This window comes from Ruegeria sp. BB5 (genome assembly GCF_056539405.1).
This window is the reverse complement of the sequence record NZ_JBQFUX010000002.1, coordinates 352938-372903: the sequence shown is the minus strand read 5'-3', so window position 1 is coordinate 372903 and position 19966 is coordinate 352938. Positions and strand designations below refer to the sequence as shown.

General features: G+C 59.4%; 20 protein-coding genes and 1 pseudogene. 9 read left to right on the top strand and 12 right to left on the bottom strand.

What is annotated here, in order from left to right; all coding sequences use genetic code 11:
* Positions 1-153 (bottom strand): annotated as a pseudogene (gcvT, locus tag ACR0DL_RS09875) (glycine cleavage system aminomethyltransferase GcvT); the annotation flags it as partial.
* 330 nt (positions 154-483) lie between these two features.
* On the opposite strand from gcvT, the gene ACR0DL_RS09870 reads away from it, so the two are divergent.
* From ACR0DL_RS09870 to ACR0DL_RS09855, 4 genes are read left to right on the top strand one after another with little or no spacing between them, the layout of a single operon-like run.
* Positions 484-1134: a histidine phosphatase family protein gene (locus ACR0DL_RS09870; RefSeq protein ID WP_170360664.1), complete on the top strand. Its 651-nt coding sequence runs from the start codon at positions 484-486 to the stop codon at positions 1132-1134.
* Positions 1135-1151: 17 nt separating this feature from the next.
* A complete protein-coding gene (locus ACR0DL_RS09865; RefSeq protein WP_480688876.1) occupies positions 1152-1766 on the top strand; it encodes a glutathione S-transferase family protein in 615 nt (204 codons plus the stop codon).
* Between the two features lie 14 nt (positions 1767-1780).
* Positions 1781-2836, top strand: a complete 1056-nt coding sequence (locus tag ACR0DL_RS09860; protein WP_480688865.1) for a saccharopine dehydrogenase — start codon at positions 1781-1783, stop codon at positions 2834-2836.
* Positions 2837-2839: 3 nt separating this feature from the next.
* Positions 2840-3982 carry a saccharopine dehydrogenase family protein gene (locus ACR0DL_RS09855; RefSeq protein WP_480688863.1) on the top strand — a complete coding sequence of 381 codons (1143 nt, stop codon included), beginning with the start codon at positions 2840-2842 and terminating at the stop codon, positions 3980-3982.
* 100 nt (positions 3983-4082) lie between these two features.
* Here ACR0DL_RS09855 and ACR0DL_RS09850 read toward each other — a convergent pair whose 3' ends face one another.
* The 5 genes from ACR0DL_RS09850 to ACR0DL_RS09830 all read right to left on the bottom strand — a co-directional run bounded on the left by ACR0DL_RS09850 (position 4083) and on the right by ACR0DL_RS09830 (position 7095).
* A complete protein-coding gene (locus ACR0DL_RS09850) occupies positions 4083-4283 on the bottom strand; it encodes a DUF1127 domain-containing protein (RefSeq protein ID WP_170360670.1) in 201 nt (66 codons plus the stop codon).
* A 43-nt stretch (positions 4284-4326) separates the two neighbouring features.
* Positions 4327-4563 (bottom strand): DUF1127 domain-containing protein, encoded by a 237-nt coding sequence (locus ACR0DL_RS09845; protein WP_170349833.1) that lies wholly within the window; start codon positions 4561-4563, stop codon positions 4327-4329.
* Between the two features lie 159 nt (positions 4564-4722).
* On the bottom strand, positions 4723-5802 hold the full coding sequence (locus ACR0DL_RS09840; RefSeq protein WP_480688861.1) for a hypothetical protein: 1080 nt from the start codon (positions 5800-5802) through the stop codon (positions 4723-4725).
* Positions 5803-5917: 115 nt separating this feature from the next.
* Positions 5918-6235, bottom strand: coding sequence for a DUF3775 domain-containing protein (locus tag ACR0DL_RS09835; protein WP_170326413.1), 318 nt, complete (start codon positions 6233-6235; stop codon positions 5918-5920).
* Between the two features lie 86 nt (positions 6236-6321).
* Complete coding sequence (locus ACR0DL_RS09830) at positions 6322-7095, bottom strand: DUF1365 domain-containing protein (protein WP_170360677.1); 774 nt, start codon at positions 7093-7095, stop codon at positions 6322-6324.
* 146 nt (positions 7096-7241) lie between these two features.
* On the opposite strand from ACR0DL_RS09830, the gene ACR0DL_RS09825 reads away from it, so the two are divergent.
* Genes ACR0DL_RS09825 through ACR0DL_RS09815 form a run of 3 tightly spaced genes read left to right on the top strand, consistent with a single transcriptional unit; the run spans position 7242 to position 9019 of the window.
* Complete coding sequence (locus ACR0DL_RS09825) at positions 7242-7898, top strand: sigma-70 family RNA polymerase sigma factor (RefSeq protein ID WP_480688859.1); 657 nt, start codon at positions 7242-7244, stop codon at positions 7896-7898.
* A 10-nt stretch (positions 7899-7908) separates the two neighbouring features.
* Positions 7909-8559 (top strand): ChrR family anti-sigma-E factor, encoded by a 651-nt coding sequence (locus ACR0DL_RS09820; protein ID WP_170376149.1) that lies wholly within the window; start codon positions 7909-7911, stop codon positions 8557-8559.
* A gap of 55 nt (positions 8560-8614) precedes the next feature.
* Complete coding sequence (locus ACR0DL_RS09815) at positions 8615-9019, top strand: hypothetical protein (protein WP_425081390.1); 405 nt, start codon at positions 8615-8617, stop codon at positions 9017-9019.
* Positions 9020-9022: 3 nt separating this feature from the next.
* Here the strand turns inward: ACR0DL_RS09815 and ACR0DL_RS09810 are convergent, their stop codons facing one another.
* The 6 genes from ACR0DL_RS09810 to ACR0DL_RS09785 all read right to left on the bottom strand — a co-directional run bounded on the left by ACR0DL_RS09810 (position 9023) and on the right by ACR0DL_RS09785 (position 16373).
* A complete protein-coding gene (locus ACR0DL_RS09810; protein ID WP_170396503.1) occupies positions 9023-10252 on the bottom strand; it encodes a DNA recombination protein RmuC in 1230 nt (409 codons plus the stop codon).
* Between the two features lie 52 nt (positions 10253-10304).
* Positions 10305-12164: a DNA mismatch repair endonuclease MutL gene (mutL, locus tag ACR0DL_RS09805; protein WP_480688856.1), complete on the bottom strand. Its 1860-nt coding sequence runs from the start codon at positions 12162-12164 to the stop codon at positions 10305-10307.
* Between the two features lie 283 nt (positions 12165-12447).
* The gene (locus tag ACR0DL_RS09800) at positions 12448-13377 is read right to left on the bottom strand and encodes a metal ABC transporter permease (RefSeq protein WP_480688854.1); all 930 of its coding nucleotides are present in this window, start codon (positions 13375-13377) and stop codon (positions 12448-12450) included.
* Positions 13374-14579 carry a metal ABC transporter permease gene (locus tag ACR0DL_RS09795; protein WP_480688852.1) on the bottom strand — a complete coding sequence of 402 codons (1206 nt, stop codon included), beginning with the start codon at positions 14577-14579 and terminating at the stop codon, positions 13374-13376. The genes ACR0DL_RS09800 and ACR0DL_RS09795 overlap by 4 nt, the downstream gene beginning before the upstream one ends.
* 3 nt (positions 14580-14582) lie before the next feature.
* The gene (locus ACR0DL_RS09790; RefSeq protein WP_480688874.1) at positions 14583-15386 is read right to left on the bottom strand and encodes a metal ABC transporter ATP-binding protein; all 804 of its coding nucleotides are present in this window, start codon (positions 15384-15386) and stop codon (positions 14583-14585) included.
* Positions 15387-15389: 3 nt separating this feature from the next.
* Complete coding sequence (locus tag ACR0DL_RS09785; protein WP_480688850.1) at positions 15390-16373, bottom strand: metal ABC transporter solute-binding protein, Zn/Mn family; 984 nt, start codon at positions 16371-16373, stop codon at positions 15390-15392.
* Positions 16374-16573: 200 nt separating this feature from the next.
* Between ACR0DL_RS09785 and deoC the strand changes: the two genes are divergently transcribed.
* On the top strand, positions 16574-17572 hold the full coding sequence (gene deoC / locus ACR0DL_RS09780; protein ID WP_480688848.1) for a deoxyribose-phosphate aldolase: 999 nt from the start codon (positions 16574-16576) through the stop codon (positions 17570-17572).
* 48 nt (positions 17573-17620) lie between these two features.
* Complete coding sequence (locus ACR0DL_RS09775; protein WP_170533110.1) at positions 17621-19954, top strand: aldehyde dehydrogenase family protein; 2334 nt, start codon at positions 17621-17623, stop codon at positions 19952-19954.
* Positions 19955-19966 lie beyond the last annotated feature (12 nt).

The window sequence follows — 19966 nt, the reverse complement described above, 5'->3', positions numbered from 1 at the left end:
AAACACCGCCGCCTTCTCACGACACTGCTTATGCTCACCCATAATCCCCAGCGGATACTGAACAGGCATCTCCCAACCCGCAAAATCAACCAGCTTGCCTCCCGACTCAACATGGAGATCGTAGAGAGGAGTGCGTTTCGGTTCGGTGCTCATAATCCGGGCCTTTCGAATGCCGTTTTGAAAGATCACCGTGCGGTCTGCAATGGCAACCCTTTTACAATCAACACCAAGGTTCCCGGGACGCTATTGCGAGTCAACAGGATTTGCCATGATAGCCGATACAAAGCGTATACAGCCGCATGCAGCGGCCTTGTATCGTATAGGAAACTATTTTCCGTTGGGCAACAATCACATCGCGAAATCGCGGGTCTGAAAACGAACACGCAAAACCTTTGACGAGGGTCGGTTTTTGCCCGCCCCCTGACAAACGCCTCTGGCCCCTATCCAAATCCTGCCCTAAGACTTCGCCCAAGAGGAATTGCAATGTCACATATTACACTGGTGCGTCACGGACAGGCCAACACCACCGCACGGGATGAAGAAAGCTATGACAGGCTCAGCGATCTGGGCCATCAGCAGGCCCGCTGGCTGGGGGCGCACCTGCAGGATACGCGCGCCCATTACCCGCGGGTCTATTGCGGCACGTTGCAGCGACATGTGGAAACTGCGGCCAGCATGGGCTTGCCTGACCCAATCCGGGACGCACGCCTGAATGAGATCGAGTATTTCACCATCGCGCAGCTATATGAACAGCAGCACGGCGTGGCGATCCCCACCGACCGAGAGGGCTTTGTCGAACATCTGCCCCGCACCTTTGCCGCCTGGGCCCGGGGTGAGATCACGGATACGCCCGAAACCTTTGCCGAGTTCGAAACCCGTGTCTCGGACGCTTTGCGCGAGATTGGAACCGAGGGCGGGCCGGCCATCGTTGTGACTTCGGGCGGGTTGATTTCGATGGTGGTACGGCAAGCGATGGGTCTGGATATCCCGGCGATGGCACGGGTGGCGCTGGCCATCATGAACACGTCGCTGCATCGCCTGCACCCGATCGGCGCGCAGCTAAGCCCGGTTCTGTTCAATGCGGTGCCGCACCTGGACTCGCCCGACAGGCAATACGCGCAAACCCACCTTTGACCTCGGAGGCCATTATGATGCAGCTATACTATGCCCCCCGCACAATCTCGGTCGCTGTTGCCATTGCGTTGGAAGAGGCCGGGCTAGAGTATGAAGCGATCCAACTGGATTTCGCTGGGGGAGAACAAACGAAACCAGCTTATAAGCAAATCAACCCCAAGGGCCGGGTTCCGGCACTGGTGGTCGATGGCGGTATCCTGACCGAAACCGGCGCTCTGCTGGAATATATCGCGGCCAAGGCGCCCGAAGCCGAATTGGTGCCCAAAGATCCGGTCATAGCCGCCCGGATGCGCGAGGTGATGTATTACCTGGCCTCGACCATGCATGTGAACCACGCGCACAAATTGCGCGGCGCCCGCTGGGCCGACAAGATATCCAGCTGGAAAGACATGACGGACAAGGTTCCACAGACGATGACCGCGTCCTGCGACTATATCTCCTCCAACGGGTTGCGCGGGCCGTTTGTATTGGGCGAGGCCGTCTCGCTGGCAGATGCTTATCTCTATGTGGTTTGCAGTTGGCTGGAAGTCGACGGCGTCGACGTCTCGGCCTTTCCCAAAATTCTGACCTTCCGCGCGGCGATGGAGGCACGTTCTTCGGTTCAGGCGGTGCGCGCCGCCGGAATGCTCTGACAAAAGGATAACGCATGACACATCTTTGGGTCCGGGCAGAACAGCGCCCGAATGAGGAACGGGTCGGGCTGACCCCCGAAGGCGCCGCTGATCTGATCGCAGCCGGCATCCGCGTAACGGTTGAGGAAAGTTCCGTGCGCGCAATCCCGATTGATGGCTACAGAGAGGTCGGATGCGAGATCGCGCCCGAAAACTCCTGGCCCCGGGCACCACTGGATGCGATCATCTTCGGCCTCAAGGAACTGCCCGAAGACGGTACGCCCCTGCCCCACCGCCACATCATGTTCGGCCACGCCTATAAGGGTCAGCATTCAGGCCGTGCGCTGCTTGCGCGTTTCAAGGCCGGCGGCGGAACGCTCTATGATCTGGAATATCTGGTGAGCGAAGCCGGCCGCCGCGTCGCCGCCTTCGGCTATTGGGCTGGATATGCGGGCGCTGCAGTGACGCTCAAGACTTGGGCAGCGCAGCAACGAGGTCAGCAATGCCCGCCGGTCGGTGTGTATGCCAGCAAAGACGCGCTGAACGCGGAGTTGCTGACTGAATTGGATGCAACGGGCGCAACTCGCCCCCGCGCCATTGTCATTGGCGCTCTGGGCCGAGTGGGCACCGGGGCTGCAGACTTATGCGAGGCCATGGGGATCAGCGTTACCAAATGGGACATGGCCGAAACGTCTAGCGGCGGACCGTTCCCGGAAATCCTTGACCACAATCTGTTCCTGAACTGCATCTTTGCGCGCCCCGGCACCCCGGTCTTTGTACCGCGTGAGGCTTTGACCGCGCCGCGCAAGCTGACCGCTATTGGCGACGTGGCCTGCGACCCCGATAGCGATTACAACCCGGTGCCCGTTTATGACCGTGCAACCTCCTGGGACGCCCCTGCCCTGCGTGTGGCGACTGATCCGGTGATGGACGTGATGGCCATCGACAACCTTCCGTCAATGCTGCCGGTCGAAAGCTCGCAAGATTTTGCCGCGCAATTGCTGCCTTCGTTGCTGACCCTGACCAATCTGAACGCCGGTGTCTGGGGCCGGGCGGCGGCGACCTATAACACTCATATCGAAGGATTCTGAGCGATGACGATTCATTGGTGTGGCACCGGCCTGTCGGCCATCCCCGGCCTGCGCCGCCTAATTGAAGGCGGGCACAAGGTCACCGTCTGGAACCGGACCATCGAAAAAGCCAAAGCCGAGGTCGGTGACCTGACCGACGACATCCACGCCTTTGACATCGATGCGCTGGGTGCGGTGCTGAAAAAAGGCGACGTGATCGTCTCGATGCTGCCGGGTGACTGGCACGTGCCGCTGGCCGAACTGGCCATCGCGAAACAGGCCAATTTCGTCTCCTCGTCTTATATCGCGCCCGAGATGCGTGCGCTGGACGACAAGGCCCGCGAAGCCGGTGTGGCACTGGTGAATGAAGTCGGGCTGGACCCAGGCATAGACCACCTGATGGCGCATTCACTGGTCGATGACTACCGCGCCTCGGATGCGTTCGATGCCCAGAACCACCTGAGCTTCATTTCGTATTGCGGTGGAATTCCGAAGAATCCCAACCCGTTTCGTTATAAATTCAGCTGGTCGCCGCTGGGTGTGCTCAAGGCGCTGCGTTCGCCGTCCAAGTCGATCCGCGATTACGCCCCGCTGGACGTGGCCCGCCCCTGGGACGCAATCACCAGCTATATCGCGCCGCTGCCGACGCCCGAAAGCTTTGAGGTCTACCCCAACCGCGACTCGATCCCGTTCATGGAGCAGTACCACTTTGAAAAGCACTGGCCGGTCAAGGAATTTGTCCGCGGCACCCTGCGCCTGAACGGCTGGGCCGATGCGTGGTCTGATGTATTCCGCGAAATCGAAACCCTGTCCGGCCCCGAAGGTGACGCGCGCTTGAAAGAGATGTCAGACCAGTTCTGGGAAGAAAACGCCTATGACGCGGGCGAACCCGACCGCGTGGTCCTGTGCGTCGGGCTGAAGGCGGAAAAAGACGGCATCCCGGTCTGGCACAAGACCTATGTGATGGACGCCTGGGGTGACGCGCGTGGCACCGCCATGGCGCGACTGGTGTCGATCCCGGTGTCGCTTGCGGTCGAGGCGGTCCTGAACCGCTCCATCCCAGCCGGCGTCCACGCCGCCCCCAGTGACCCGAAACTGGTACAGGACTGGATGGCCGAAATCGACACGCTGGCTCAGCATCTTCAGATCGTAGACCAGTTGAAATGAATGGCTGACACCGCCCGTTCGAGAATGGGCCGCTTAAAGGTTAAAAAAAGCCATCCCGAAATATCGGAATGGCATTTGGTTTGTCTTGCTAGGTGATCCGTTAGATATAGCGATCGATTACGGTTTCGATATCACTGCGGTTGATGCCCAGTTCGGCGAGTTCGGAATCGTTCAATCGGTTCAGATCTTGTGCGGCGCGTACGATGCTGGAACTGATCGCCTGCAACCGCATCGCCCGGTCGAACAACAACACGGAACTGGCATTTATCGACTGGTCGCGATTTGGGTTAAAATCAAACATTTTCTCCTCCAAGTATTTTACGGTATTCGGCGCGGCCCGTGGATCAGTGTGCGGTGCCCGAGTAAGGCTTCTTGTGATAAACGCTCTCATAGGCGCGTTGCTTGATCTCACTGCGTGGGATGCCGATGTCTGCCAATTGACGATCACTGAGGTTTTCCAGTGCCCGAACGGATTTGGCAAAGATATCGCGGCGAAAATGTTCGACCCGTGCTTCGGCGTAATTCGAGAACAGACCGAAGAAGAGCCCCTTTTGCGGCGTAACTGTTTGTGCGTATCCCATGACTTTCTCCTTTAACTCTGAATTGCGTTTGTCGTTGAAACAGAGAAAAGGGTTCGGGGTTAAAAGCGTCGGAGGGTTGGATTAAATCCGCTTAATCTTCGCAGGACCAGACGCCGACAACATGGCACGGTCAGGTGTAATCATCTGAAATAAAATAATTTAATCAAAATCACTAATATCCAGCGCGTTTTGAACCAGAAACAAAACCGCGGCATCAAGGTCTTCACGCGCCAAAACTTGTTTGAACGACGCCGTCAATGCATCCGTTTCCCATGTCCGTACAGACAAGGCGATCCAGCCTGCCAGTTCCGCGCTGCGTTCAAGCTCAAGCTTGTAAATCTCCAGTATTTGTTCTTGCAATTCCGGCCATGTGGAACCGCCAACGGCAAGAACCTGAATCAGCTTCTGCTTATCTTCTGGCGACCAGTTCGCCTGCGCTAACGCCTGCCCAATCGCTTCTACTGCGTCTGCGCCGTCCACCTCGATCCCGGCCAGCGCCCAATCCGCTATGTTCCGGTCACCGGCACGCAACGCGGGCTGATACCGCTGTCGAACGAATGCCTGCGCGGCAGGATCGGATTGCATACCCAACAATCGAATGACAGCCGGCGCATAAGCAAGGCGATTTACATCGCGCAACTCCTGCAACAAAGACGCGGTTGTCACAACGTCCCGCACCTGTCGGGCAGTCGGATACGGTGCGCGATGAACCTCTGCAAGCGCGGCATTGCGCAACAGCCTGTCTTCATGCGTCAGATATTGGCTAAAAAAAGTGACGCGTGCAGGGTTAGCCGTCTTTCCGACGATCCAGTGTTTACCCTGAAAACGCACCCCTTCCAGAAAAGCTGCCCGCTCTTGCGTCATCAGGAAACCTTTGGACCAGGCGCTTGCGAAGCTGCGGCCTGACTTGTCCACAGATCCGCTGCCGTAGATCATCAAAACAACTCTTTCAGGGTCGACGCGGAAGGCTGATCGCGTCACGCTGTCAACCAGGAATGGGATATCCGGCAGGGTCTCTAGCTGCGCGGGCGCGCCTTTCAGCACGGAAACCGAGGCGTACTTAAAGGGATTGGTCGGCGACGGCGCAGCCAGAACAATCACACGCGCAGACAGAATACGGTCTGCAAGAGAGTATTCCGGCAATGTTGTACAAACCGAACAGGCGTTCGAAACGCGCGGAGCGGCCATGCTGGCCACGGCAAACACAAGTCCCACTAGAATACGCCAATCGAGTCGCATGGTTCGAGCATCCACCGGTTTACGGCCCTGCTGCAACTGTTCTTTGCGCCGCCGAATTGGCGGTCGGATTTGATGACCACCAGGCATGGGGAAAAGGCGCTTCGTTCAAACCGGCCTACATCAGATCGTTTTCCACGTCCTCGGCTGAAATCCCCAGCGCATCCAGACCGTTTTCTAGGTGATCTGATAGGTGTGGTGTGCCGATCAGATAATCGGCGCAGGGGGTCGAGGCCTCGGATTTTGCGGTTGCGATGGCTTCGGCCAGATCCTCGGCGAAAAAGCTTTCGCGTCCGATCCACATGACAGCAACCAGCTCGGCCTGCTCGTCCTCACCCATACGGTCGATAAAGGCGCGCAGTTCGCCCTCGGCGCGGTTCAGTTCGCGCCCCATCATGGCGACCTGAGCGATTTTTCTTGCCGAGATTTCCAACATAACCCAACTCCTCGTGTTCGCGGTTTCATCCTAGCACAACCACCCCACGGCGCCTGAGTCTTTGATCTTACGCAAACTATGCCAGCTTAAGGCTCGCGAATGCGGGAAACCGGGTGGTCGGGAATGGGGGCTGTACGAAACGGGCGGAACCGGGCCTTTTTCGCCTTCAACTTCACCGCCTGCCACAGGATCAGGAAAAACGCGCGGCGCGCACCAAAAGGTCGGCGCAGCAAAGACCACAGGATCGTGCGATTGGTCAGCGGAGCCCGCCGTCCGGTCAGGGTTGCAATCAGTCCACCATCGTCGCGCCCGTAATCGATCCAGACACCCACTCGGTCCGGGCGATAGTCAAACCGGAAGGTATAAGACCCTTCGACCTTTTGAAACGGCGAGACATGCATCAGCTTGTCCGCCACGATCCGGTCCGAGGGTCGGATCGGGGCAAAGTTGGGGGTGTGGCACAGATAGCTGTGGCGCGTGCCATAGGTGTTTGTGACCTCGGCCACCACGGCGTAAAGCTGGCCGTCAACATCAAAGCAAAACCAGAAGCTGACCGGATTGAACACATGGCCGAACACTCGCGGCTGGGTCAGCAATGTCACGTGATCCGGTTGGGTCACGCCCATCTGGTCAAACTGCTCCCGCAGCCAGGCCGCACCGCGCCCCTGCCCTGGCTCACCCCCATGGTCGCGCTCCCGCCAGTTGGTGACATTCGTCCGGTTCAGGGAAAACAGCGCCGGAGTGGCCGGATGGCTTTCCGGATCCAGCAAGATGTAGTCGACGGAATAGCGAAAAGCGTTCTGGATTGCGCCCTTGCGCCCGTGAAAGGTATGGCCTGCAATATGGTCGACCGTGTTCACGCAGTTTTCTCCGATCTCCGTGCAAACCGTTCCGGCGGCATTCTTTTCCTCATGTGTTTCTATCAGATAGTACGATATTTGACGCGACCCGGATCAAAAACAGCAAATAAAGTGATCCGTCTTGGGCTGGGCCGCGTAATGTGATTATGTTTACCGAGATCGATACCGTGACCTTGGATGAACCGGCGGCCGAAAGGCCAGCACTGAAACCTTGGCGCGCAAGCAAACGCATCAGGGGCAAGCCGGTGAACAAAGCGGATGGCAGTTGCGACACCAGAACTGAGTGGGTGAGCCACGTCAGGCGCATTCGGGACGCGAAGGATCAGGCGGCCTTTGCCGAATTGTTCCAGCACTTCGCGCCTCGCATTAAGGCGTTCCTGATTAAGTCGGGGTCCGACGCCGCGATGGCCGAGGAATGCGCGCAAGAGGTGATGGCGACCTTATGGCATAAGGCGCATCTGTTCGATCCCACTCGTGCGACCGTGGCCACATGGGTCTTCACGATCGCAAGGAACAAGCGCATCGATGTCCTGCGCAAACAACGCCGACCCGAACCCGAGGATCTGTGGTGGGGGCCTGAGGCGGAACCAGATCAGGACGACGTGGTCGCGTTGCAACAGGAAACCGCGCAGCTGCGCGATGCCATGGCGGCGTTGCCCGAGGCGCAAAGACAACTGATCGAACAGGCCTATTTTGGTGATCTGAGCCATCGAGAAATCGCATCTCAGACCGGGTTGCCCTTGGGTACGATCAAATCACGGATACGGCTGGCGCTGGACCGCTTGCGCCATGCGATGAATTGAGATGACGAAGATGAGCAACGATATCAAACATCACCTGACAGACGATCTGTTGATGGCCTACGCCGCGGGCAACCTTCCCGAAGCGTTCGACCTCATGGTGGCAACACACCTGTCCCTGTGTGACCACTGCCGCGCCCGGGCCGAAAGCTTTGACGCTGTGGGCGGATGTGTTCTGCAAGAGCAGGACAGCCCTACCAGCATGAGCGATGGGTCTCTAGCCGCAACCATGGCACTGATCGCTCAGGGAGCCCCGATTGCAAAACCCGCACGTCCGGGATGCACGGTTCTGCCCGCACCCTTGCAGGATTATGTCGGCGGCGATGTGAATGACATCAAATGGCGATCCATCGGCATGGGTGTAAAACAGGCGATCCTACCCACCACGAGCGAGGCCACCGCCCGCCTGCTGTTCATTCCGGCCGGTGCGGCCGTGCCCGATCACAGCCATAACGGCATGGAACTGACGATGGTTCTGCAAGGTGCGTTCTCGGATGAGGTCGACCATTTCGGTCGTGGAGATGTTGAGATTGCGGATGAAAGCCTGCACCACACGCCGACGGCCGATATCTCAGAGGATTGCATCTGTCTGGCCGTGACTGACGCGCCCTTGAAGTTTACCAAGTTGATGCCGCGCCTGTTCCAACCATTCTTGCGAATCTGAAACACTGGGGTGGCTCGTGCTACACTGACCCTTCAATAGGTTCGGGAGACTTTTCATGAGAAATCATCTGATACTGACTGCATTGATCGCAAGCCTTACCAGCACGGCCTGGGCGCAGCGTGCAGCAGAAGTAAAATTCGAGCCCGGCAATTTCGGCACGATGGTGAATGGGGCAATTACCGGCAACGAGTATTTCGATTACATGTTGGGCGCGCAGGCTGGTCAGGAAATGTTCGCCGATCTCAAGGTCAGCGACACCAATGGCAATGGCGTGATTTACTTCAACATCCTGCCACCCGGCAGTGACGGCGTTGCGATCTACAACGGCTCTATCGATGGCAACACCGCGCGCATCGACTTGCCCGAAGACGGAGATTATACGATCCGCGTCTATCTGATGGGCAATGATCGGGATACTGATAAGACAGTCGGCTACAATCTGGATTTGTCGATCCAGTAAAGCCTAGCCTTCGGATTTGCCCAGCGGTACCACATTATTGTGGTCGTCCGGGGCAAGCTCTTCGAAATCGAAGTTGTCCAACCGCTGTGCCCGACGCCCGGCTTTTTCGGCGCTGATCTTGATTTCCGAGATATCCTTGGCTGCCTGACCGAAATGGCGGTCGAGGTTCGAAACCCGATCCCCCAAACGCTCCACATCCTTGTGCAACAGGCCAAGTTCCTTGCGGATTGCCCCCGCCTGTTCTCGCATACGCGCGTCCTTCAGGATCGCCCGCATCGTGTTCAGCGTCGCCATGCAGGTGGTGGGGGAAACGATCCAGACGCGTTTGCTGAAACTCTCCTGCACAAGTTCTGGGAATTTGGCGTGCAGTTCGGCATAGACCGCCTCGGACGGCAGGAACATCAGCGCACCATCGGCGGTTTCGCCGTCCAGAATGTACTTTTCGGCAATGTCGTTGATGTGTTTGCGCACCGTGCTGCGAAACATCTGCACGGCTGCTTTAAGCTCGGCGTCATTGGTCGATCCGATCAGCGCTTCATAAGCCTCTAACGGGAATTTGCTGTCGATCACAATCGGCCCCGGCGGGTTTGGCAGGTGGATCAGGCAGTCCGCCCGGCGCCCGTTCGACAAAGTCGCCTGCAATTGGAAGCTGTCCGACGGCAAAGCCTTGGAGACGATATCGTTCAACTGAATTTCCCCAAACGCGCCGCGTGTCTGCTTGTTCGACAAGATATCCTGCAACGACAGCACATCGCCCGACAGCTTGGTGATATTGTCCTGCGCCTTGTCGATGGCGGCTAGACGCTCCTGCAATTGTGTCAGAGACGTCGCGGTCTGTTTCGACGAGCCATGCAGCGATTCCTTCATTCGCTCCTGCATCTCGGCCAAAGCCCGAGCGGATTTCATCGCATTGTCTGCCAACCGGTCATTCATTTGCTGCTGTACCGAGGACAGGCGGGATTCAACTGTCTGTATCACCTGAACCTGCGCATTGGCTTGCGTGTCTGAGACATGCTGCAACCCTCCGCGCAACTGTTCCTGGCCCTGCCCCAGTTGCTGCACGTGTTGACCCAAATGCGCCATCTGCCGCACCAGCGGTTCTGCCATTCGGGCGGAACGATTGGCTGCCCGCAAGGACAGGAATAGCAGCAGCAGAATCAATGCCACCACTCCACCCGCGATCAGCACCACAGGGTCGTTCAAAGCCATTTCTGTGCCAGCAATCTCGATCATGTCGCCTCGGATGTTCTTGTTTTATTCTTCATAGCCCGGCGAAGCGCCGGGATCAACTGCGCCCGAACAGGCGTTCGATGTCGCTCAGCTTCAGTTCCACATAAGTGGGTCGCCCGTGATTGCACTGGCCGGAATGGGGAGTCGCCTCCATCTCGCGCAGCAGGGCATTCATTTCCTCGGCCCGCATCCGGCGGCCAGACCGGACCGAGCCATGACAGGCCACCCGGCTGAGGATTGCTTCGATCCGCGCCTGCACCGTTTGGCTTTCGCCCTGATCGGCCAGTTCATCCAGAATATCCAGGATCATTGCACGGGCATCCACTTCGCCCAGAATGGCAGGTGTTTCGCGCACGGCGATGGCGCCGCCGCCAAAGGGTTCCAACGTCAGCCCAAGTCGCGACAGGTCATCCGCAACAGCCATCAGACGCGCGCAGTCGCCTTCGGACAGCTCGACGATTTCCGGGATTAGTAATGCCTGCGCGGCGACGCCGTTTTCGGTCATCTGGGTTTTTAGCTTTTCATAAACCAGCCGTTCATGCGCGGCGTGCTGATCGACGATCACCATACCATCAGCGGTCTGGGCAATGATGTAGTTCTCATGTACTTGCCCGCGCGCCGCACCCAAGGGCAGGTCCTGCATCGGGGGCTCTTCTGCTGTGGTCGAAACTGGCGGAGCCGCCTCCACGATGCTACCGCTATAATCGCGGGACAGTTCGGCAAAACCCGGCGCCTGCGCGTGAAACGCGGCCTGCCGGGCTGCGGGCGAAGGACGATCCATCTGATACACCCGGGCGGGAGTGGGCTGTGCCGGTTCGGGCCGCATCGCGCCCAGCGTTGCATTTGCCACGGTCGAGGACGCTCGGTGCCCCGCCTCGGCCAACGCATGCCGCAAGGCCGAGACGATCAGCCCCCGCGCCACGCCGGGATCGCGGAACCGAACCTCAGACTTTGCCGGGTGAACATTTACATCCACCAGCATCGGGTCGCAGTCGATGAACAGCGCCGCCGCCGGATGCCGGTCGCGGCTGAGAAAGTCGAAATAGGCCGCCCGCAACGCACCGGTCAACATCTTGTCGCGCACGGGACGGCCGTTGACGAAGAGATACTGCGCCACTGCTGCGCCACGCGAATAGGTCGGCAAGGCAGCATAGCCATACAAGCGAATACCCTCACGAGTCGCATCGATCTGCAATGCGTTCTCGGCAAACTCGCGCCCGATCACGCGGGCCAGACGGGCGTGCAACGCATCGAACAGATCGCCATTTTCGCGATCAGCGCGAAAGGTCACGCGACCTTCACCCCCGCCCGAGACATCGCGCAGCGTAAAAGTGATGGCGGGCTCGGCCATGGCCAGACGTTTGACCGTATCAGTGATCGCCTGCGCCTCGGCCCGGTCGGTGCGCATGAATTTCAGCCGAGCGGGCGTGGCAAAGAACAGATCCCTCAGCTCGACCACCGTGCCTGCACGCAAGGCGGCGGGTTTCACCGCCTCCATCTTGCCACCAGATACAGATATCTGGGCCGCATCTGACCCCGGCACCCGACTGGTTATGTTCAGCCGCCCAACCGCACCCAGCGACGGCAGCGCCTCGCCCCGGAAGCCGAACGTGTGAATGTTCAGCAGATCCGACCCGTCGATCTTGGATGTCGCGTGGCGCGAAAGGGCCAGTGGCAGATCGTCCGCCGAAATCCCGCACCCATCATCCGTGACGCGAATCAACGTCTTGCCACCATCAGCGATATCGATGGCGATCCGGGTCGATCCGGCGTCGATGGCGTTTTCCACCAGTTCTTTGACAGCCGAGGAGGGACGTTCCACCACCTCACCCGCAGCGATGCGGTTGATTGCGGCATCGTCAAGTTGACGGATTACGGGGCGGATTTCGCTGATATTGGGGTTTGCCTGCACCATACCACCAGACCTAGCATATGCGCGCACGATTCTGCCACTGATTTGGCAGTCCTATTTTTAGGAGGGAGGGGGCGTTCGAACAATCGCGCTGTGCCGATGTCAACAGACGGCAAACCTTGCTACGATTGTCCGAACGATCCAAGTGAGTGGTGGTCATTCAGAAATTTATTGCGGCGGGCCTAACACGAAACGCGGCGCGACAATCATTAACTCTGTCCTCGCTGGGCGTCTGGGCGAATTTCAGCCGACCCTTCGCATTGACCAACAGCGGGAAAGCGCCGTGTCAAGTGGCTTGGGGCGCTCCGGCGCGGGAGCGGCACGGGCCCCACAATGCGGCGCAGGCCAGGATCAGGCCGGACATGGTTGCGATCATCCCCGCCGCGCTGACCGCATCCGTACCGCCCAACCAAAGCGGCCCGTAGCCCGCCAGCACATAGCCCGATATTGCCGACACGCTGGCGAAAATGACGCTCCAGGCGATTTGGGTTTCCAGCCGATTTGTCATCATCCGCGCCGCCGCCGGGGGGCAAATGAACATGGCGATCACGATAATTGACCCCACTGCATCAAACGCGGCCACGGCCGATATTGCAGCCACGATCACCAACGCCATACCCAGCGCGCCGGTGCGAATGCCGATGGTGCGTGCGAAGCCTTCGTCGAAGGTCGAAATTTTCAACGGACGCCAGAACAGCCAGATGAACAGGACCACCCCGACCAGCGTCAGCGCAATCCGCGGCAGCTCCGGCGGCAGCCCGGCCAAAGCCGTCAGGTCCAACAACGATGACCAGCCCACAGCATCCAGCCAGATCAGACTTTCCAGATTGCCATACAGCGCATGTTCCACGTCCAGATGCACGGTCGAGGTATCGGTCTGCTCCAGCAGCAGCACACCGCCTGCGAACATGGTGGTGAAAACCACGCCCATCGCAGCACCGGGTTCAATCTGGCCCAGCCGCCGGATCGCCTCGATCATCACAACGGCAACAATGGCTGCACCCGCCGCGCCCAGCATCATGGGCCAGGTCGAGATCGCTCCGGTCAGCAGAAAGGCCACAACGATGCCGGGCAGCACCACGTGGCTGATTGCGTCCCCAATTAGGGCTTGTTTGCGAAGTACAAGAAAATTCCCCGGTAGGGCGCAGGCGATGGCGGCGAAGATCCCGATCAACAGAGGCGTCAGGGACAGGGGGACAAATTCTTCACCGCTCATGGCTGGACCTCCTGCGGGCCACCGATCAGGCGGTCGATATCCGCGATCTGATCGCCGGTCAGCACCGTTTCGATATCGCGCAGCCCGTCATAAAGCGCCGCCGTCGCCTCATGCGCCTGATCCGCGCGCACGAATTCCCACCGTCTTTCGTCGCGCAACGCCTTGGCGGCACGGGCTTTACCAGCCTCGGTAGCAACGCCATCGGCGCGGGCAAAGCCAGCGCGTTTCAACAAGCGCAGAGTCAGCGGTTCATAGATTTTCTGGCCTTGTGCCAGCGCCAGCAAACCTTGCCGAATATGCACTCGGCGCTGGAATCTCAGATGTTGCAACACCGCCGCCAGAACACCGCGAACAGGTGCAAACAGTAGGGACAGCGCGAAAAAGCCAAAACTGACCAGCACGATGATCGGACCGGTCGGCAGGTTCGGCGCCGAGGCCGACAGGGCCGCGCCCAGATACCCGGCCAACCCACCCGCCAAACCAGCGAGCAAAACAACTCGGTCCGAGCGGTCGGTCCAGAACCGCGCAGTCACGGGCGGTATGATCAGCAATGCCACAATCAGGATCAGCCCGACGATCTTCAGCCCGACAACGGTGACGGCCATCACCAATCCCATCATCGCCAGATCAATCCGATGCACCGGCAGACCCCGTGCGGCGGCATATTCCGGGTCAAACGCCACCATGGTCATCGGACGGCGGATGATCATCACCAGAACAAGCGTCGCTGCCCCGCCAATCGCAATGATCAGCGCATCCGCCCACAACATCCCGGCAGTGGAGCCCAGCAAGAACCCTTCGAGCCCCGCCTGACGACCAACGCCCATGGTTTGAATCACAGTCAGCAGTACGATGCCAAATCCGAAGAAAACGGACAGCACCGCCCCAATAGCTGCATCTTCGGCCAGCCGCGTGCGCCGGGTCAGCCAATTCATACACAGCAGACCAATCCAGGCCGAGATCGCCGATCCGGCAAGCAGACCGATCAGATTGCGTCCATCGCCGCCAAAAGCTATCAGCACCATGAAGGCCAGGCACACGCCGGGCAAGGTCGCATGGCTGATCGCATCGCTGACCAGCGCGCGTTTGCGCAGAAACAGGAAAGTGCCGGTCACCCCGGCGGATACGCCCAGCAAGGTCGCACCAATAGCAACCAGCGTGGCGTTATAGCCAAGCTGCAGGCTCAGAGCATCCCAAAGCATGATTTACCCCAGCGCGCGTGAGATCTGGTCGATCTGCGCGGTGGCCAGACGGCCCCCATAGGCCGATTGCAGGGTTTCGGCGGCAAAGGCCTCGGCCACTGTTCCCTCGGCCACCTTACGGGTGTTGATCAGGAAGACGTGGTCGAAATAATCGGTAACGGTGGCCAGATCGTGATGCACGACAACGACGGTCTTGCCCGCCTCTTTCAGCGATTTCAAAACCGCGATGATGGCCTTTTCTGTGGCCGCATCGACCCCGGCAAAAGGTTCGTCCAACAGGTAAAGATCAGCCTCTTGCGCCAATGCGCGGGCTAGAAATACCCGTTGCTGCTGACCGCCGGAAAGCTGGCCAATCTGACGATCCGCGAAGTCGCGCATGCCGACCCGGTTCAGGCAATCCATGGCCCGCGACATATGTCGGGCTCGAATGCGGCCCAACAGGCCCAACTGCCGCGACAGGCCCATCAGCACCACGTCGATCACGCGAGTCGGGAAATCCCAGTCCACACTGGCGCGCTGCGGGACATAGGCAATGCGGGCACGCTGCTGCTCCAGCGGTTTGCCAAAGACAGTGACCTGCCCGGAGAGCGGCGATACGATCCCCAATGCGGCTTTGAGAAGGGTCGATTTCCCCGCGCCATTAGGTCCGATGATCGCCGTCATCGCACCGGTCTGCACGGTCATATCCACCGAGAACACCGCAGGTTTCTGGCCATAGGAAACGGTCAATCCACGAATGGCCAGAGGGCTCTCGTCCAAACTGTGCCCGGTAATTGAAACACCCTGATCAGCGGCCAGTTCCAGCATCATTCAAAACCCCGCCGATAGTTTGCCGTTCATACCCCGATCAGGCACATCCGCGCCCAGCGCCCCGGCGATGACAGTGATGTTGTGATCCAACATGCCAACATAAGTGCCTTCATACGTGCCAGGCTCTCCCATGGCGTCGGAATACAGCTCGCCGCCCACACCCACGTCGTGATCTTTGGCAGCAGCTCCTTCGATCAGCGCCCGCATCGACCGGTCAGAGACCGAGCTTTCAACGAACACCGCCGTCAGCTGTTGATCGACCAACGTATCCACCAGCTCTCCGATCCGGTTCAGCCCGGCCTCAGATTGGGTCGAGATGCCCTGAATGCCCATCACCTTATAGCCGTAAGCCGCGCCGAAATAGCCAAAGGCGTCATGCGCGGTGACCAGCACGCGGTTGTTTTCGGGAACAGCTGCAAGCGCCTGATTGGCATAGGTGGTCAGCGCATCAAGCTCGGCCAAATGCGCTTCCGCATTAGCGGCAAAAATATCCGCCGCTTCGGGGCGCGCTGCGGTCAGGGCCTCTTGCACCTCAACCACCACATCACGCCACAGGGTCGGGCTCATCCACACATGCGGGTCGTATTTGTCGGCATAATCGTCATGCCCACGCAGTTTGGACTTGTCGATCCCTTCAGCCACGGCCACCACAGTGCGTTTGCGGCCGAGGTCATGGAAGAAATCTTCCATCTGCGCTTCCAGATACAGACCGTGCCACAGGATCAGGTCCGCACGGGTCATCGCAACGATATCGCTGCGGGTCTGGCGATAGGCATGCGGATCGACTCCTGGACCCATCAGGCCCTTCACCTCGACCTGGTCTCCGCCCACCTGACGCGCGGCGTCAGCAATCATACCAGTGGTTGCGACCACTTTCAGTGGTGTCTCGGCCAGTGGTGTCTCGGCCAGTGGTGTCTCGGCCCAAGCCGTCAGAGGCAAAGCAGCCGCAAATGCCAGCGCTGCAAGAAAGCTGCGACGAATCATAGTCAGATCCCAATTTGGTGTCCTGTTGAGAATGAATATGCGAACCATTCGCAACTAAGTCAACGCTATTGCGAATTATTCGCAAGAAAATGCCTATTTTTGTCCATTTGGTCAAAAAATTTGCAGATCGAACCTTGCTGCACCTTCCCTTTACGTGCGGCTCGTGCGATTTTGGCGCAAACCTCCCAAAGGACGTGACTATGGATACGCAGAGCTCAGAAAGCCCCGTGCGCACCGCGCATCTGCCGCAAGTGACCGAACCCAGAAACCCCGGCATGGACCTTGATCTGGATTGGGTACGCGCCGTGCAGGCCAATACCTCGGCCATCGAACGCCGGGCCGCGACGCTGCCCGGTCGCCGCTCGGTTAAAAAAGAGTATCAGGCCGCGTGGCTGTTGAAGGCGATCACCATGATCGACCTGACCACCTTGTCCGGCGATGACACCGTGGGCCGGGTGCGCCGCCTGTGCGCCAAGGCGCGTCAGCCGGTGGCACCTTCGGTATTGCAGGCGCTGGACATGCCGCCGATCACCACCGGGGCTGTCTGCGTCTACCACGACATGATCGGCACGGCGGTTGAGGCGCTGAAAGGCACCGGCATTCCGGTTGCGGCTGTGTCAACCGGTTTCCCGGCGGGCCTTTCGCCGTTCCACCTGCGTGTAGCCGAAATCGAAGAAAGCGTAAAAGCTGGCGCCGAAGAGATCGACATCGTCATCTCGCGCCGCCACGTGCTGTCCGGAGATTGGCAGGCGCTGTATGATGAGATGAAAGCCTTTCGCGTGGCTTGCGGTGATGCGCATGTAAAGGCCATCCTTGCCACCGGAGAGCTGGGCAGCCTGCGCAACGTCGCGCGCGCCTCGCTGGTCTGCATGATGGCCGGGGCGGACTTCATCAAGACCTCGACCGGCAAGGAAAGCGTCAACGCCACCCTGCCCGTGTCGCTGGTGATGATCCGCGCGATCCGCGACTATTATGACCGCACCAGGTATCGCGTTGGCTATAAGCCTGCGGGCGGGATTTCCAAGGCCAAGGATGCGCTGGTGTATCTGTCGCTGATCAAGGATGAGCTGGGCGACCGCTGGCTGCAGCCGGACCTGTACCGCTTTGGCGCATCATCCCTGCTGGGCGATATCGAACGGCAGTTGGAACATTATGTAACGGGCGCGTATTCCGCCGGTTACAGGCATTCACTCGGCTGAGCCTGTGACAAGTGTCAGGACAGTGAGTATTTGGGAAAAGATGAAGTCATGACTGTGAAAGAAATCTTCGAGACCATGGACTACGGCCCCGCCCCCGAAAGCGCCGCCGAGGCACTGGCCTGGCTGGTCGATCAGGGTGATAAGTTCGGTCACTATATCGACGGCGCCTTCACCAAGCCCGGCAAAGGGTTCGAAAGCCGCAACCCCGCGACCGGAGAGGTGCTGGCCAAGCTGACCCAAGCCAAACAGGCCGATGTGGACGCAGCCGTTGCCGCCGCCCGCAAGGCGCAACCGAAATGGGAAAAGCTGGGCGGTGCGGGCCGTGCGCGATACCTCTATGCCATTGCGCGGCTGTTGCAGAAACACGCGCGCCTGTTTGCCGTGCTGGAAAGCCTCGACAACGGCAAGCCGATCCGGGAATCGCGCGACATCGACATCCCGTTGGCGCAGCGGCATTTCTACTACCACGCGGGCATGGCGCAGCTGATGGAAAGCGAGCTGCCCGATGTGCAGGCGTTGGGTGTGTGCGGGCAGATCATTCCGTGGAACTTCCCGCTTCTGATGTTGGCATGGAAAATCGCCCCTGCGATCGCGATGGGCAACACCGTGGTTCTGAAACCGGCTGAATACACCTCGCTGACCGCGCTGCTGTTCGCTGATATCTGCTCCCAGGCCGGTTTGCCGAAAGGCGTGGTCAACATCGTCACCGGCGACGGTGCCGTGGGCGAAATGATCGTTTCCGCAGACGTGGACAAGATCGCCTTTACCGGCTCGACCGTTGTGGGCCGTCGCATCCGCGAAGCCACTGCGGGCTCAGGCAAAGAACTGACTCTGGAGCTGGGAGGCAAGTCCGCTTACGTCGTCTTTGACGACGCCGATATCGATTCAGCCATTGAAGGTCTGGTCGACGCGATCTGGTTCAACCAAGGCCAAGTCTGCTGCGCAGGCTCGCGCCTGTTGGTGCAGGAAGGCATCGCCGACCGCTTCCACGAGAAACTGCGCGCGCGGATGGACAAGCTGCGCATTGGCGACCCGCTAGACAAATGTATCGACGTGGGCGCGGTGGTGGACCCGGTTCAGTTGCAGACCATCAAGAGCATGGTCGAAAGCAACACCGCCGGTCACGTTCATCAGGCGGCCTGCGACCTGCCCGCCAATGGGTGCTATTACCCACCGACGCTGATCTCGGGGCTCGAAACCTCGGACCCGCTGATGCAGGAAGAAATCTTTGGCCCGGTACTGGTATCGTCCACTTTCCGCACTCCGGATGAGGCGGTCGAGCTGGCCAACAACACCCGCTACGGGCTGGCCGCGACGGTCTGGACCGAGAATGTGAACCTTGCACTGGATATTGCACCCAAACTGGTCGCGGGCGTGGTCTGGGTCAATGCCACCAACCTGTTCGATGCTGCCGCCGGATTCGGCGGTGTACGCGAAAGCGGCTTTGGCCGTGAAGGCGGTTGGGAAGGTCTGGCGGCCTATACCAAGCCCAAGGGCAAGGTCAAACCGCTGGCCAAGGTTGAGGCGACCCTGGGCGAAGGTGCTCCGGTTGATCCCATCGACCGCACCGCCAAGATGTACGTCGGCGGCAAGCAGGCAAGACCCGATAGTGGCTATTCCAAACCTGTCTGGGGTAAATCCGGCCTGTTGGGCCATGTGGGCCTGGCCAACCGCAAAGACGTCCGCAACGCGGTTGAGGCTGCGGCGGGCGCCAAGGGCTGGTCTAAAACCACCAGCCATCTGCGGGCGCAGATCTTGTATTACATTGGTGAAAACCTGTCGGCCCGTGCTGATGAATTCGCGGCTCGTCTCGATGCCATGACCGGTAAGAAGGACGGTGCAAAAGAGGTCGAGGCCTCGATCCAGCGCCTGTTCACCGCTGCCGCCTGGGCGGACAAATATGACGGTCAAGTGCATGGCGTTCCGATCCGGGGCGTTGCCATTGCCATGAAAGAGTCCGTTGGCGTCATCGGCGCACTGTGCGCGGATGAGGCACCTTTGCTGGGTCTGGTCTCGGCCATGGCCCCGGCGATCGCTATGGGTAACCGGACAGTTCTGGTCGCGTCCGAGCCCTATCCGCTGACAGCAACCGACTTCTACCAGATTCTTGAGACGTCCGACGTGCCCGCAGGTGTGGTCAACATCCTGACCGGCAGCCATGCGGAACTGGCAAAACCGCTGGCGTCGCACCTGAACGTCGATGCGGTCTGGTCATTCTCATCCACCGATCTGTCGAAAGAGATCGAGGTCGTCTCGGCCGGGAATCTGAAACGGACCTGGGTCAATAACGCGACGGCATTTGATTGGGGCGTGGACCATTCGCGCCGCTTCCTGCAGGCTGCAACCGAAGTGAAAAACATCTGGGTGCCCTACGGCGAGTAGGGCTCCCGTTTT